Consider the following 14,145-nt stretch of genomic DNA (forward strand, 5'->3'; position numbering starts at 1 on the left):
ACCTCCCCCCACCGCTGTGGGCAGTCGTTCCGCTGGGGCGGAACGGGTGGGCACAGCGGAACCCCCACCGGCGGGCAGCCGGTCCACCCACCCCAGCCACCGAGGAGCGCCGCCGTCATGCTCACCGCCCCGCCCCCGGCGGAATCCCTGATCACCACCTGGTCGGAACGACTCCGCACCACCTCCCAAAAGCCCCGCATCGCGCTAGCGGAGGGCACAGACCCCCGAGCCCTATGGGCCGCCGCCCACCTCGCCGAACAGGGCACGGTCACCCCGGTACTCACCGGAAACCCCACCCGCATTCGCGAACTCGCCGCCGACCTCGACCTCAAGCTCCCCGAGGACCCCCATGCGCTCGACATCCTCGACCCCGCCCGGCTGGCCGCCGACTCCCGCTGCACGGACGCGCTCGCCGAAGCGCTGGCGGCGCGCCGCCGCCTCACCTCCCACGACCGCCGCGAGCTGGCCGCCGATCCCCTCTTCCTCACCGCCACCGCTCTGCGCCTCGGCGACGTCGACGGCTGCGTGGCCGGCAGCAACCGCCCCACCGCGGACGTACTCCGCGCCGGCCTCTATGTCGTCGGCCTCGCTCCCGGCATCCGCACCCTCTCCAGCAGCTTCCTGATGGTGCTGCCCGACGGCCGCACCCTCGGGTACGGCGACTGCGCCGTCGTCGTCGACCCCACCTCACGCGAACTCGCCGACATCGCCCGCGCCACGGCCGCCACGTACAGCGCTCTCACGGGCGAGCGCCCCCGCATTGCCCTGCTCTCCTTCAGTACGAAGGGCAGCGCCCGGCACCCGCAGGTCGACCGGGTGCGCGAGGCGGTACTGCTGCTCCGCGCCGCGGACCCGGAGCTGGAGGTGGACGGCGACCTGCAGTACGACGCGGCCGCCGTACCCGCGATCGGCCGCGCCAAGGCCCCCGCCTCACCGGTCGCGGGGCAGGCCAACGCCTTCATCTTCCCGGGGCTGGCCGCCGGCAACATCGGGTACAAGATCGCCCAGCGGCTCGGCGGCGCGGCTGCCATCGGCCCGCTCCTCCAGGGCCTGGCGGCCCCCCTGCACGACCTCTCGCGCGGCTGCTCGGGCCCGGACATCGCCGCACTGGCCCTGGCCACGGGTGTACAGGCCGCGGAACGGCAGCGGACCCTCCCGCTGGTCACTCGATCGGGGGATCCGGCCGACCGGCGGAACTCCCGCTGATCAGCCGGACGTTCGCGATACAGGACCGTCAGGGGTCCGGTCGTAGAACGAGTCGCTGAACGAACGGGGGGAGCTCATGAGCCTTGAGATCGATGCCGCGGTATTCGATGTGTTCGGGACGCTGACCGACTGGCGGTCGAGCGTGACGGAGGAGCTGGCGGAGATCGGCGGGCGGGCGGGGCTGCATGCCGACTGGGCTGCCGTCACCGACGCCTGGCGGCGGCGGTACCGGCCGGTCCTGGGCCGGGTCGTGGCCGGAGAGCTGCCCTGGCAGCCGCTGGACGCGCTGCACCGGATCATGCTCGACGAGGTGCTGCCCGGGTTCGGGCTCGACGCGCTCGGCGAGCCGGAGCGGGCCGAGCTCGTGCGGGCCTGGCACCGGCTGCGCCCGTGGCCCGACGCCGGACCGGGGCTGGAGCTGCTCCACGACAGTCCGGTGATCACGGGGACCCTGTCGAACGGGGGAGTCGGCCTGCTCGCCCGCCTCACGAAGCAGGCCGGGCTCCGCTTCGACTGCGTCCTCTCGGCCGAGCTGGCCAGGTCGTACAAGCCCGCCCCGCAGGTCTATCTGACGGCCGCTGAGCTGCTGGAGGTCGAGCCGGGGCGGCTCCTCATGGTGGCGTGCCATCCCGACGACCTCGAAGCGGCGGCAAAAGCGGGGCTCCGCACCGCGTTCATACCGCGCCCGCTGGAGTGGGGACCGGCTGCCGCCCCGGCCGATCCCCCGGCCGGCGTCGACCTCGTCGCCGAGGACGTCGTCACCCTGGCCGGTCTGCTGAGGGGGAGGGGGTGACCTGACCCGCGGCCTCCGGCTCGTGGCCCAGGAGGGCCAGCGCGAACTCCGCGTATTCGCGCGCGATGTGCTCCGGCGTGGACGGGCCGTCGGCGCGGAACCACTGGGGGAGTGAGGTGCACATGGTGGCGATCGCGCGGGCCGCGTGACGAGGGTGCCGGGTGCTGAGCGTGCCGTCCCGGGCGGCGTCGTCGATCTCGGCGTCCAGCATGTGCTGGACATCGTTGCGGAGCGCGGCGATCCGGCGCCGGTTGGCACGGTGCAGGCTGCGCATCTCGCTCGCGCCGATGAAGGCCAGCTCGCGCCGGTGGGTGTGGAAGAGGGCCAGCGCCTCCACGACGAGGGCGACCCGGCGCGCGGGGGTGCTGCCCTCCCGGCGGGCGGCCCGCACCCGCCACAGCAGCTCGCTCATGGCGAGGTCGAGCGTCGCGACCAGCAGGTGCTGCTTGCTGGGGTAGTGGTGGTACACGCCGGGCACGCTCATCCCGGCGCGCGCGGCGATCTCCCGCACCGTCGCCCCGTGATAGCCGGCCGCCACGAACACCCCGATGGCGGCGGCCAGTACGGGATCGACGGGCAGCGGCCCGAACGCCCGCCAGTCCGGGCCGTCCGTGGCCGCCGCCCGTTCCCGCTGGGCCGGAGCGAGGGCATCCGCACGCTCCCCGTAGAGCAGGAGGCGGGCGGCCGAGGTTCCCAGGGCGTCGGCGATGCGGTGGAGGCGGCCGACCGTGACGTCGACCTTGCCGTTCTCGATGGCGCTCAGCGTTCCGGCGCTCACCTCAAGGCGCCGCGCCAGCTCCCGGAGGGAGAGCCGCTGAACCTCACGCGCATGCCGCACAGCCGCTCCCACGCCGCCGCACCCCGGGCCGACGCTGCCACGCTCCGGCCCCACGCCACCACGCCCGGGGCCAATACCGCCGTGCCCCGGGCCGTCGTCACCACGCTCCGGGCCGGTCCGCTCGGGTCTGTTCCCCTGCGCTCCCTGCATGCTGTTCAGGCTAGCTGAACACCGTGCAGCCTCCACTCGCCTCCTGCGGGAAACCGTAGAAACCTTCGTGCCGACCCGTTGACGGTGAGTTGAACGCTGAACCACAGTAGCCAGCGCACTGCCAGCCCGAGCGGTTGGTCGGTAAGAGCCGGCGTGAGGAAGGCGTGTTCGATGACCGACATCACGACCATGGAAGACCTGCTCCGCGACGCCCCCACCAACTGGGGCAAGTGGGGACCGGACGACGAGGTGGGCGCGCTGAACTACCTCGACGCGGCCGAGGTGCTGCGCGGCGCGGCGCAGATCCGTTCCGGGCAGGTCTTCACCCTGCAGCGGCTGATCGGCGACCCGAAGGGCGACCCCGTGTGGCCGGGCCGGTCGCCCGCCGAGCGCACCATGATCATGGACGAGTCCCACTGGGACGGCGCCGATGCCCCCGCCGCCCCCGGCGGCCTGCACTACGCCGACGACAAGATCGACGCCTTCCTGCAGGGGTCCACGCAGTACGACGCGCTCGGCCATGTCTGGTACGGCGGGAAGATCTGGAACGGGTACGACGCCCGGACGACCATCGGCGGCCTGGACAAGGCCAGCGTCGAGCCGATCGCCGAGCGCGGCGTGGCCGGCCGCGGCATCCTCCTCGACATGGCGCGCTTCCGCGGCAAGAAGACCCTGGAGGCGGGCGAGACCTTCACCCACGAGGACCTGGAGGCGTGCGCGGCGGCGCAGGGCACTGCCATCGAGCCGCACGACATCCTCCTCGTCCGGACGAACTTCCTGGCCCTCTTCCATGAGCGGGGGGACGCGTTCTACGAGGACTTCTGCGAGCCGGGGCTGACGTACAGCCCCGAGCTGGTGCGGTGGTTCCAGGAGAAGGAGATCCCCAACCTCGTCACGGACACCATCGCGAACGAGCGGACCATCGAACCCGAGACCGGCTTCGCGCTGCCCCTGCACTGCGCCCTGATGCGCAATCTCGGCATCACGCTCACCGAGATCTGCGACCTGGAGAAGCTGGCCGCGAGCTGCGCGGAGGACGGCCGGTACACCTTCCTCTACACCGCGGCGCCGCTGAAGGTGCACCGCGCCACCGGCGCCCCCGTCAACCCCGTGGTGATCAAGTGAGCGCCTACACGGAGCGCCCTTGGCTGGCGCGGTACGCCGACGGCACCCCGCCCGACATCACCCCCGAACACGCCACCCTCCTCGACGCGTTCCGGGCCTCCGTCGCCCGCAGCCCCGGCACCGAGGCGATCCGGTACTTCGACGGCGTCCTCACCTTCGCGGATCTCGACGCCGCCTCCGACGCGCTCGCCGTCGCCCTGGCCGAGCACGGCTTCGCGCCCGGCGACCGGCTCGCGCTCTACCTCCAGAACGACCCGGCGTTCGTCATCGGCCTGCTCGCCGCCTGGAAGGCCGGCGGCGCCGCGGTCGCCGTGAACCCGATGAACAAGGCGCGCGAGCTGCGGTATCTGCTCACCGACTCCGGTGCGAGCGCGCTGCTGTGCCTGGACGAGCTGTACGAGGACGTGGCGAAGGGCGTCATCGGCGGCGGCACCACCCAGGTCGCCACCGTCGTCACCTGCTCGCCGCTGGACTGGCAGACCCGCGACGATCCCCGGTTGTTCGACGGTACGCGGCGGGGCCGTCCCCGGGGCACGCTCGGCCTCCGTACCCTCATCGAGCGGTACGCGGGCCGCACGCCCGGCGCCGTGTCGCCCGCCCCGGCCGACATCGCCGTCCTCACCTACACCTCCGGCACCACCGGAGAGCCCAAGGGCGCGCTGAACACGCACGGCACGATGCTGTTCAACGCCTGCACGTACCGGGACTGGATGCGGCTGAGCGAGGACGACAGCATTCTGGGTGTCGCGCCGCTGTTCCACATCACCGGGCTGATCGGGCATCTTGCGCTCGCCCTGCTGCTGCCCTGTCCGCTGGTCCTCGCGCACCGTTTCCACCCGGGCGTCGTGCTGGACGCGCTGCGCGAGCACCGGCCGACGTTCACGGTCGGCGCCATCACCGTCTTCATCAGCCTGGCCGGCGCCCCGGAAGCCACCCGCGAGGACTTCTCCTCGCTCCGCGTCGTCTACTCCGGCGGCGCGCCCATCGCCCCGGCCGTCAACGAGCAGTTCGAGAAGGCGACGGGCCGGTACATCCACAACATCTACGGGCTGACGGAGACCAACTCGCCCTCGCACGCCGTCCCGCTCGGTGCCCAGGCGCCGGTCGACCCCGACTCCGGCGCGCTGTCGGTGGGCGTGCCGGTCTTCAACACGGTCGTGCGGATCCTCGACGAGAACGGGACCGAGGTGCCGGTCGGCGAGATCGGTGAGATCGCCACGTCGGGGCCGCAGGTCGTGCCCGGATACTGGAACAAGCCCGAGGCCACCGCTGCGGCGCTGCCCGGCGGCGAGCTGCGCACCGGCGATATCGGGTTCATGGACGCCGACGGCTGGTTCTATCTCGTGGACCGCAAGAAGGACATGATCAACGCGGCCGGGTACAAGGTCTGGCCCCGCGAGGTGGAGGACGTGCTGTACGGCCATCCGGCGGTCCGGGAGGCGGCGGTGGTCGGCGTGCCGGACGCGTACCGGGGCGAGACGGTGAAGGCGTTCGTATCCATCAAACGGGGTGAATCCGTCACCGAGGAGGAGCTGATCGGGTACTGCAAGGAGCAGATGGCGGCCTACAAATACCCGCGCTCCATATCCTTCCTGGATGATCTGCCGAAAACGGCCACGGGCAAGATCCTGCGCCGGGAACTGCGGGACGTACGCGCCTGACATCGCACGGTCACACCGGGCCGGGCGAGGGAAACGCCGAGGTAACGCGAAACGTCACGGAAACACCGACGTTCGAAAGCGGAAATTGCGGCGGGTCACTCTCTTCCCTGGCCCGGCGTCGCCCCCTGTCATCCCCGCCGGGCGGGAAGGTTGACACACATGCCTGCCGGAATCGACTCCGGAGACACCGCCTGGCTGCTGGCAGCCACCGCCTTGGTCCTGCTGATGACGCCGGGCCTGGCGCTCTTCTACGGCGGCATGGTGCGTTCCAAGAGCGTGCTGAACATGCTCATGATGAGCTTCGTGGCGATCGCCGTCGTCACCGTCGTCTGGCTCGCGATCGGATACAGCCTGGCCTTCGCCCCGGACACCGGACTCGGCCTGATCGGCGGCCTGGACCACCTCGGGATGCACGGCATCGGCCCGAAGAGCGTCACCGGGCACATCCCGACCGCCCTCTTCGCCGCCTTCCAGCTCACCTTCGCGATCCTCACCGTCTCGCTGATCAGCGGCGCCATCGCGGACCGCGCCCGCTTCGGCGCGTGGGTGGCCTTCGCCGCCCTCTGGACGCTGCTCGTCTACGTGCCGGTCGCGCACTGGGTCTTCGCGCCCGGCGGCTGGATCCTGGACCGGCTCGGCGCGCTGGACTTCGCGGGCGGCACGGTCGTCGAGGTCAACTGCGGCGCGTCCGGCCTGGCGCTCGCGCTGGTACTGGGTCCGCGCCTCGGCTTCGGCAAGGAGGCCATGCGGCCGCACAGCCTGCCGCTGGTCATCCTCGGCGCCGGGCTGCTGTGGTTCGGCTGGTTCGGCTTCAACGCCGGGTCCGCGGTCGCCGCCGACGGCAAGGCGGCCATGGCGCTGCTGAACACCCAGGCGGCGGGCTGCACCGGCCTGCTGGGCTGGCTGCTGGTGGAGAAGCGCCGGGACGCGCACGCCACGACGCTCGGCGCGGCCTCCGGCGCAGTCGCCGGGCTCGTCGCGATCACCCCGTCCTGCGGCTCGGTCGGCATCTGGGGCGCCCTCGCGATCGGGCTGGCCGCCGGCGTGGTCTGCTCGTACGCGGTGAACTGGAAGTTCCGTTTCGGGTACGACGACTCCCTGGACGTGGTGGGCGTCCACCTCGTCGCCGGCGTCATCGGCACCCTGCTCATCGGCTTCTTCGCGACCTCGGCCATGACGGACGGCCCGGCCGGCCTGTTCTCCGGCGGCGGCGCGGGCCAGCTCCTCAAGCAGCTCGTCGCCGTCCTCGCCACCGGCGCGTACGCCTTCCTCGTCAGCTACGCCCTCGGCAAGATCATCGACAAGGTGATGGGCTTCCGCGCGGACCCCGACCACGAACGGGCCGGCCTCGACCTCACCGTCCACGCCGAAACCGCCTACGACCACGGCGTCCTCGGCCACGGCACGGTCGGCCGCCGCGACGTCGTCGGAGCGGGCGTCCCGGGCGCGGCCCACGTCACGCCCCGCCACCGCACGGACGAGGAGCCGGGCGACTGAGAGCCTCGGCCGCAGGCTCCGGGCGCCCGAGTCCCGGGCGCCTCGCCTGAGGACCGCGGCTCCCCTACAGCCCGGCTCCCGGTGACAGGACCCGCACCGCTTCGAAGGCAACCGGGCAGATTGTGTCGTGTTGCGGTCAAGGCGCCGATGAGCGCCTCGTTCGGGAGAGGGTGGGTCGGACCAGAGCTTCGCCCCGGGCCCGACCAGGGACGGGACGGCTGATCGCTGCACCGCTCGTTCGGGGGGAGCAGGTCATGACGGCTACCTGTGTGCCGGGGCGGCGGCAACCCCCGCCTCCCCTGCTACCGGTATCGACGGGCGTCTGCCTGCTGATCGCCGTACTGGACGCATTGGTCGGCGTGCAGCTCGTCGCCCTGCTGGTCATCGGCCCTCTGCTCGCCTGTACACGGCTCACCGTGCGGCACACCGCGCTCGTCTGCTGCTGGGCGATCCTGCTCGGCGCGGCCACGGGCCTGGCCGGCGGCACTTCCCTGACGCCCTCGTTCGCCCTCCGGTGGTGCGGGCTGCTGGCTGGCTGCGCCCTCACCGTGTACGTGGCGTGGTACCGGACCGCGTCCGAGCGGGCGCTGAAATTGCTGGCCCACAAGGCCGTCCGGGCCGCCCGGGAGAGGGGCCTGCGCCCCGTCTCGCTGCACCTCGACGGCACGCACGTGTGTGCCGTCCGCTACCGCCGCCTCGCACAGCAGGCCCGGAGCGGCGGCGGACTGTGCGACGTCGCGCGGACGCCGTTCGGAGTGCGGATCATCGTCGGCGACGTCCAGGGGGGCGGCCCGGACGCGATGCGGCTGACCGAGGCCGCGGGCGCCGGCTTCCGCGAGCTGGCCCGCACGACGGAGGACCTGCCCGGGCTCGCCGCCGCGCTCGACGCGCAGCTCTCGCCGCAGCTCGGCCCGGAGGGCTGCGTCACCGCGGTGCTCGCCGAGTTCGCGCCGGGCGAGGTACGGCTGGTCAACTGCGGCCATCCGGCTCCCCTGCGCTCGGGGCGCGGCGTCGACCCCCTGGAACCCACGGTGGCCACGCGCCCCTTGGGCCGGCAGCCGGACCCGCGACAGTACCGCTGCCACCTGCGGACCGGTGAGCGGCTGCTGTTCTACACGGCCGGCCTGTCCGAGGCCCGCGACCCGCAGGGCGCGCCCTTCCCCGTGCTCCGCGAGGCGACGGCCGCCCTGGACGTGCCGTCCGCCGAGGAGGCCCTCGACTCCCTGTGCACCCGCCTACTCCTGCACACCGGACAGCGGCCCGCCGCCGGTCTGTCCCTGATGCTGTGTCAGCCCACCGGAACCGCCGGAGCGAACAGATCCGCGGCGGCCCGGCCGCGGCACGGCTCGCCCCCGGGCGCCGGACATCGCGAAGTCAGGGACGGCTGGTTCCGTACGCTGCTGAAAACGGCGCCGGACGCGACGGTGATCGTCGACGTGACCGGCACCATCCAGCTGGTCAACGCCCAGGCCGAGATCCTGTTCGGATACCAGCGCGCGGAGCTCCTCGGCCGGCCGGTGGAGACCCTGGTACCGGAGCGCTTCCGCAGCCTGCACGTCCTGCACCGGCACGGCTACGTCCACAACCGGCAGGTCTGCCCGATGGGGGCGGGGCTGGACCTGTACGGACTGCGCAGGGACGGCACCGAATTCCCCGTCGAGATCAGCATCGGCCCGATCGAGACGGCCGACGGCACCCTGGTGGCCGTCGCCGCGCGGGACGTCACCGACCGCAAGTCGGCCGAGGAACGGATCGTCGGCCTCGCCGACCTGGTCGAGTCCTCGCACGACGCGATCCTCGCCAAGACCCTGGACGGCCGGATCACGTACTGGAACGCCGCGGCGCAGCGGCTGTACGGCTACACGCCCGAGGAGGCGATCGGCGCCCATGTGTCCATGCTGGCGCCGCTCGACCGCGCGGGCGAGATCGACGAGCTGCTCGGGCAGCTCCGCCGCGGCGAGAAGATCGAGCACTTCGAGACCCTGCGGATCACCAGGGAGAGGCGGCGGATCGACGTGGACCTCACTCTCTGGCCAACTCGTTCCGTCGACGGCAGGATCACCGGCGCCTGCGCCATCGCCCGCGACGTGACCGAGCAGAAGCGGGCCACGGCCGAGCTCACCGCCCTGTACGAACAGCAGCGGCACGTCGCGCTGACCCTGCAGCGCAGCCTCATGGGGACCCCGCCCGAGGTGCCGGGGCTGCACACCGCCCACCGCTATCTGCCCGCCACGCAGGGCGCGGGCGTCGGCGGCGACTGGTTCGACCTGGTGCCGCTGGACGCCGGCCGGGTCGGCGTCCTGATCGGCGACGTCATGGGCCGCGGGCTGGAGGCGGCCGCCGTCATGGGGCAGTTGCGGGCGGCCGCGCACGCGCTGGCCAAGAGCGGGATGCCGCCGCGGGAGCTGATGCACACCCTGGAGGTGGTCGTGGCAGACCTGCCCGACCAGTTCGTCACCTGCTGCTACCTGGACATCGACCCGGAAACGGGGCAGGCGGACATCTGCTCCGCAGGGCACCTCCCCGTCCTGCTGGTCACCCCCGACGCCGAGGTCAGCGCCCTGCCGGTGCCGGTGAACATGCCGCTCGGCGTGGGGATGACCCGGCACGAGCAGGTCCGCCTCGACCTGCCGCCCGGCGCCACGCTGGTCGTGTACACCGATGGCCTGGTCGAGACCCCCGGCTGCGACATCGAGGACCGGATCGACGTCCTCGCGCGGACCCTGGCCGGCACGTTCGCGACCGCGCCGGGGCTGGAGCAAGCGGCCGACGGCGTACTGGCCGGCCTGCTGCCCGACCCCGACGGCTGCGACGACGACGTCACCTTGCTCCTCGCCCGCATGCCGGGCGTCCCGCTGCTGACCGCCGGCCGCGAACTGGACGCCGTGCCCGCCGCGGTGCCCGAGGGCCGCGCGTTCCTCGCCGCCACCCTGGGCGCCTGGCAGCTGGCCGGTCTCACCGACGACGCCCGGCTGCTCACGTCCGAGCTGCTCACCAACGCCGTCCGGCACGCCGGGGGGCCGGTCCGGCTGCGGCTGTGCCGCACCGAGTCGGGACTCACCGTCGAGGTGACCGACCGCAGCCCGCAGTTTCCGCACCCGCGGACCCCCGGGACCGGCGACGAGTCCGGCCGCGGCCTCACGCTCGTCGACGCGCTCGCCGACTCCTGGGGCACCCGCCCCGCCGAGGACGGCAAGAGCGTCTGGTTCACGCTGTGCGCGCCGCCCTGGCGGGCGCACACGGACGGAAAGTAGCCATGCAAAAAGCTCAGGGGCGCTCCGAAGAGCGCCCCTGAGCTGCAAAAACACCGTCGGGACGACAGGATTTGAACCTGCGACCCCTTGACCCCCAGTCAAGTGCGCTACCAAGCTGCGCCACGTCCCGGTGCTCTGCACCGCTCCGGGGCGGGCCCGGTCGGTGCGTGCAGAAGAAAAATACCTGTCCGCGGCCCGGAATCCAAAACGGGGTCCTGGCCGAAGCATGCCGGGGCCCGGTCCGGGGTGCGGGCGCGGCGCCGTGAGCGGTGTTTCAATGCCGCCATGGCCAAGGACGTAACGGTACGAATGCGGCGCGTGTATGACGCCGTGGACCCCGATGACGGGGCGCGGGTGCTCGTCGACCGGCTCTGGCCGCGCGGGCTCGCGAAGGACGCGGCGCGGCTGGACGAGTGGTGCAAGGACGTGTCGCCGTCGAGCGAGCTGCGCAAGTGGTACGGACACCGGGCGGAGGCGTACGAGGAGTTCGCCGAGCGGTACCGCGCGGAGCTGGCCGGGGAGCCGGGGCGCGGCGCGCTGGAGCGGCTGCGGGGGCTGGCGGCGGACGGGCCGCTCACCTTGCTGACGGCGACCAAGGAGCTGGAGCTCAGCCACGCGGCGGTGCTGCGGAATCTGCTCCGCGAAGGCGCCTGAGGCGCCTGGCGTACCACCTCTGACCGGCGCGGTTGACGAAACATACGGAGGACTGCATAGTTATACCCATCAGCGTATGCACCGTAAGGAGAAACCCGTGACCGAGCGCGTCGTCCTCGCCTATTCAGGCGGCCTTGACACCTCTGTCTGCATCGGCTGGATCGCCGAGGAGACGGGCGCCGAGGTCATCGCCGTCGCGGTGGACGTCGGCCAGGGCGGCGAGGACCTGGACGTCATCCGCAAGCGCGCGCTCGCCTGCGGTGCGGTCGAGGCCGAGGTCGCGGACGCCAAGGACGAGTTCGCCGACGAGTACTGCCTCCCGGCGATCAAGGCCAATGCGCTGTACATGGACAAGTACCCGCTGGTCTCCGCGCTCTCCCGGCCGACCATCGTCAAGCACCTGGTCGCCGCCGCGAAGAAGCACGGCGCCACGACCGTCGCGCACGGCTGCACCGGCAAGGGCAACGACCAGGTCCGCTTCGAGGCCGGCATCTCCTCCCTCGCCCCCGACCTGAAGTGCATCGCCCCGGTCCGCGACTACGCGATGACCCGGGACAAGGCGATCGCGTTCTGCGAGGAGAAGAACCTCCCGATCGCGACCACCAAGAAGTCGCCGTACTCGATCGACCAGAACGTCTTCGGGCGGGCCGTCGAGACCGGCTTCCTGGAGGACATCTGGAACGCGCCGATCGAGGACGTGTACGAGTACACCGCGAACCCGGCCACGCCGCGCGAGGCCGACGAGGTCGTCATCACCTTCAAGGAGGGCGTGCCGGTCGCGATCGACGGCAAGCCCGTCACCGTCCTGCAGGCCATCCAGCAGCTCAACGAGCGGGCCGGCGCGCAGGGCATCGGCCGGATCGACATGGTCGAGGACCGGCTGGTCGGCATCAAGAGCCGCGAGGTCTACGAGGCCCCCGGTGCGATCGCGCTGATCACCGCGCACCAGGAGCTGGAGAACGTCACCGTCGAGCGCGAGCTGGCCCGCTACAAGCGGCAGGTCGAGCAGCGCTGGGGCGAGCTGGTCTACGACGGCCTGTGGTTCTCGCCGCTCAAGCGCGCCCTGGACGGCTTCATCGCCGAGGCGAACGAGGCCGTCTCCGGCGACATCCGGATGACCCTGCACGGCGGCCGCGCCGTGGTGACCGGCCGGAAGTCCGACCAGTCGCTGTACGACTTCAACCTGGCGACGTACGACACCGGCGACACGTTCGACCAGTCGCTGTCGAAGGGGTTCATCGAGCTCTTCGGCATGTCGTCGAAGATCGCCGCGCGGCGTGATCTGCGGGCATAGCCCGACGCGATCTCGCCTGACCGGTAACGTCCCTACCGCACAGCCGCCTCCCCGCCGTCCGGCGGGGAGGCGGCCGTACAAGACATCAGCTTTGAGGAGCGAAGCAAGTGAGCAACGGCAACAGTGGTGACGTGCGCCTCTGGGGCGGCCGTTTCGCCGACGGCCCGGCCGAGGCCCTGGCGAAGCTGTCCGCGTCGGTCCACTTCGACTGGCGGCTCGCCCCGTACGACATCGCCGGGTCCCGTGCGCACGCGCGCGTGCTGAACAAGGCCGGGCTGCTCACGGACGACGAGCTGACGCGCATGATCGCCGGGCTCGACCAGCTCGAACGGGACGTCGCCGACGGCTCGTTCACCGGCACCATCGCCGACGAGGACGTGCACACCGCGCTGGAGCGCGGCCTGCTGGAGCGCCTCGGCCCGGACCTCGGCGGCAAGCTGCGGGCCGGCCGGTCCCGGAACGACCAGGTCGCGACCCTCTTTCGGATGTATCTGCGGGACCACGCGCGGATCCTCGGCGGCCTCCTCGGCGAGCTCCAGGAGGCGCTGATCGGGCTGGCCGAGGCGCACCCGGACGTCGCGATGCCCGGCCGCACCCACCTCCAGCACGCCCAGCCCGTCCTCTTCGCGCACCACGTGCTCGCGCACGTCCAGGCGCTGTCCCGGAACGCCGAGCGGCTGCGTCAGTGGGACGACCGCACGGCCGTCTCGCCGTACGGCTCCGGCGCGCTGGCGGGTTCGTCGCTGGGCCTCGACCCGGAGGCCGTGGCCAAGGACCTCGGCTTCGAGCACGGCTCCGCCGGTAACTCCATCGACGGCACGGCGTCGCGTGACTTCGTCGCGGAGTTCGCCTTCATCACCGCGATGATCGGCGTGGACCTCTCCCGGATTGCCGAGGAGGTCATCATCTGGAACACGAAGGAGTTCTCCTTCGTGACCCTGCACGACGCCTTCTCCACCGGCTCCTCGATCATGCCGCAGAAGAAGAACCCGGACATCGCGGAGCTGGCGCGCGGCAAGTCCGGGCGCCTCATCGGCAACCTGACCGGCCTGATGGCGACCCTCAAGGCGCTGCCGCTCGCGTACAACCGCGACCTGCAGGAGGACAAGGAGCCGGTCTTCGACTCCTGCGACCAGCTCGAGACCCTGCTCCCGGCCTTCACCGGCATGATGGCCACGCTGACCGTCAACCGCGAGCGCATGGAAGAGCTGGCCCCGGCCGGCTTCTCGCTCGCCACCGACATCGCGGAGTGGCTGGTCAAGCAGGGTGTGCCGTTCCGGGTGGCGCACGAGGTCGCGGGCGAGTGCGTGAAGGAGTGCGAGGCGCACGGCATCGAGCTGGACCAGCTCACCGACGAGCAGTTCGCGAAGATCTCCGAGCACCTGACGCCGGAGGTGCGGACCGTGCTGAACGTACCGGGCGCGCTCGCCTCCCGTAGCGGCCGCGGCGGCACCGCCCCCTCGGCGGTCGCCGTCCAGCTCGCCGAGGTCAAGGCGGACCTGGCCACGCAGCAGGCGTGGGCCACGGCCAAGCAGAAGTAACCACCGAAAGTGGCAGCGGCCGCCGCCCGGTCTTCCCGACCGGGCGGCGGCCGCTTTTGCGTGGTTTGTTGGACTCTGCTGAGACTGTGATGAGGTTGATGAGACATTCGTGTCTCATTCACGTACGATCTG

Annotated in this window: 10 protein-coding genes and 1 tRNA gene; 9 read left to right on the plus strand and 2 right to left on the minus strand. The window is 71.9% G+C overall.

Annotation, left to right across the window (positions count from 1 at the left end; translation table 11 throughout):
- Window positions 1-117 precede the first annotated feature (117 nt).
- Window positions 118-1,206 carry a phosphotransacetylase gene (locus tag IG84_RS0127740; RefSeq protein ID WP_063761861.1) on the plus strand — a complete coding sequence of 363 codons (1,089 nt, stop codon included), beginning with the start codon at window positions 118-120 and terminating at the stop codon, window positions 1,204-1,206.
- Between the two features lie 76 nt (window positions 1,207-1,282).
- A complete protein-coding gene (locus IG84_RS0127745) occupies window positions 1,283-1,999 on the plus strand; it encodes a haloacid dehalogenase type II (RefSeq protein ID WP_031062708.1) in 717 nt (238 codons plus the stop codon).
- Here the strand turns inward: IG84_RS0127745 and IG84_RS0127750 are convergent.
- Window positions 1,965-2,837, minus strand: coding sequence for a TetR-type transcription factor C-terminal domain-containing protein (locus tag IG84_RS0127750; RefSeq protein WP_051862520.1), 873 nt, complete (start codon window positions 2,835-2,837; stop codon window positions 1,965-1,967). The genes IG84_RS0127745 and IG84_RS0127750 overlap by 35 nt on opposite strands.
- Before the next feature lie 321 nt (window positions 2,838-3,158).
- Between IG84_RS0127750 and IG84_RS0127755 the strand changes: the two genes are divergently transcribed.
- The 4 genes from IG84_RS0127755 to IG84_RS40110 all read left to right on the plus strand — a co-directional run bounded on the left by IG84_RS0127755 (window position 3,159) and on the right by IG84_RS40110 (window position 10,524).
- A complete protein-coding gene (locus tag IG84_RS0127755) occupies window positions 3,159-4,112 on the plus strand; it encodes a cyclase family protein (RefSeq protein ID WP_031062712.1) in 954 nt (317 codons plus the stop codon).
- Complete coding sequence (locus IG84_RS0127760) at window positions 4,109-5,773, plus strand: class I adenylate-forming enzyme family protein (RefSeq protein ID WP_031062715.1); 1,665 nt, start codon at window positions 4,109-4,111, stop codon at window positions 5,771-5,773. The genes IG84_RS0127755 and IG84_RS0127760 overlap by 4 nt, the downstream gene beginning before the upstream one ends.
- 159 nt (window positions 5,774-5,932) lie before the next feature.
- Entirely contained in the window at window positions 5,933-7,270 is a 1,338-nt protein-coding gene (locus IG84_RS0127765) for an ammonium transporter (RefSeq protein WP_078649461.1), read from the plus strand.
- A 254-nt stretch (window positions 7,271-7,524) separates the two neighbouring features.
- Window positions 7,525-10,524, plus strand: a complete 3,000-nt coding sequence (locus IG84_RS40110; protein WP_107053976.1) for a SpoIIE family protein phosphatase — start codon at window positions 7,525-7,527, stop codon at window positions 10,522-10,524.
- 56 nt (window positions 10,525-10,580) lie between these two features.
- Here the strand turns inward: IG84_RS40110 and IG84_RS0127780 are convergent.
- Window positions 10,581-10,654, minus strand: a tRNA-Pro gene (locus IG84_RS0127780).
- A gap of 155 nt (window positions 10,655-10,809) precedes the next feature.
- Between IG84_RS0127780 and IG84_RS0127785 the strand changes: the two genes are divergently transcribed.
- The 3 genes from IG84_RS0127785 (at window position 10,810) to argH (ending at window position 14,013) form a co-directional block, all read left to right on the plus strand.
- The gene (locus tag IG84_RS0127785; protein WP_031062720.1) at window positions 10,810-11,178 is read left to right on the plus strand and encodes a DUF488 domain-containing protein; all 369 of its coding nucleotides are present in this window, start codon (window positions 10,810-10,812) and stop codon (window positions 11,176-11,178) included.
- A 97-nt stretch (window positions 11,179-11,275) separates the two neighbouring features.
- On the plus strand, window positions 11,276-12,472 hold the full coding sequence (locus IG84_RS0127790) for an argininosuccinate synthase (RefSeq protein ID WP_031062722.1): 1,197 nt from the start codon (window positions 11,276-11,278) through the stop codon (window positions 12,470-12,472).
- Window positions 12,473-12,579: 107 nt separating this feature from the next.
- Window positions 12,580-14,013, plus strand: coding sequence for an argininosuccinate lyase (gene argH, locus IG84_RS0127795; RefSeq protein WP_031062724.1), 1,434 nt, complete (start codon window positions 12,580-12,582; stop codon window positions 14,011-14,013).
- Window positions 14,014-14,145: the final 132 nt, after the last annotated feature.

It is taken from the genome of Streptomyces ochraceiscleroticus, from assembly GCF_000720485.1.
GTDB classification, from domain to species: Bacteria; Actinomycetota; Actinomycetes; order Streptomycetales; family Streptomycetaceae; genus Streptomyces; species Streptomyces ochraceiscleroticus.

What these genes read in the sequence shown, in the direction of transcription:
- IG84_RS40110 (WP_107053976.1), top strand. Translation starts at nt 7,525, where the DNA reads ATGACGGCTACCTGTGTGCCGGGGCGGCGGCAACCCCCGCCTCCCCTG.
- IG84_RS0127765 (WP_078649461.1), top strand. Translation starts at nt 5,933, where the DNA reads ATGCCTGCCGGAATCGACTCCGGAGACACCGCCTGGCTGCTGGCAGCC.
- IG84_RS0127745 (WP_031062708.1), top strand. Translation starts at nt 1,283, where the DNA reads ATGAGCCTTGAGATCGATGCCGCGGTATTCGATGTGTTCGGGACGCTG.
- IG84_RS0127740 (WP_063761861.1), top strand. Translation starts at nt 118, where the DNA reads ATGCTCACCGCCCCGCCCCCGGCGGAATCCCTGATCACCACCTGGTCG.
- IG84_RS0127785 (WP_031062720.1), top strand. Translation starts at nt 10,810, where the DNA reads ATGGCCAAGGACGTAACGGTACGAATGCGGCGCGTGTATGACGCCGTG.
- IG84_RS0127755 (WP_031062712.1), top strand. Translation starts at nt 3,159, where the DNA reads ATGACCGACATCACGACCATGGAAGACCTGCTCCGCGACGCCCCCACC.